General features: G+C 56.1%; 1 protein-coding gene. It reads right to left on the bottom strand.

Going from position 1 to position 449, the window contains the following annotated elements; all coding sequences use genetic code 11:
- A partial coding sequence (locus AAC854_RS23130; protein ID WP_340619132.1) for a terminase large subunit domain-containing protein occupies positions 1 to 449 on the bottom strand: 449 nt, incomplete at both ends.

Below are 449 nucleotides of genomic sequence, written 5' to 3'. Positions count from 1 at the left end.
AACGTGGGTCTGGCCTGCTTGATCATGTTTTTCGCATCCTCAAACACAATGCGCGCCTGATCACGGGTGGTGGCGGCCGAATAAACTTCCGCCCCGCCTTCGCTGTCTGCCCCGGTCATGTACAGCCCGATACCGGAGGACAGGGTCGATTTGGCATTCTTGCGGGCCACTTCGTTATAGGCGGTGCGGAAACGGCGCACCATCACCGGCCGCCCGCTGCCGTCATTGCGCAGCACCACCTCCCCCGTGGCCTCATTCACTAACGGATGCACAAAACCAAACAGGTTAATCAGAATAAAGACATGCCAGTCCATCAGTTCAATAGGCTTGCCCGCCAGTGCGCCCTTGACGTGGGGCACAAATTTATAGAAATTCAGGATGTGCTGAGCGCGGGGTTCGCTGAATATAATGCCTCGGGCTTCGCCCTGCCTTAAATCGTCTAAAAAACG

The organism is Xenorhabdus entomophaga, from assembly GCF_037996725.1.
Classification (GTDB): domain Bacteria; phylum Pseudomonadota; class Gammaproteobacteria; order Enterobacterales; family Enterobacteriaceae; genus Xenorhabdus; species Xenorhabdus khoisanae.
The sequence above is the reverse complement of the archived record's forward strand: the minus strand, read 5'-3'. Positions and strand labels throughout refer to the sequence as shown.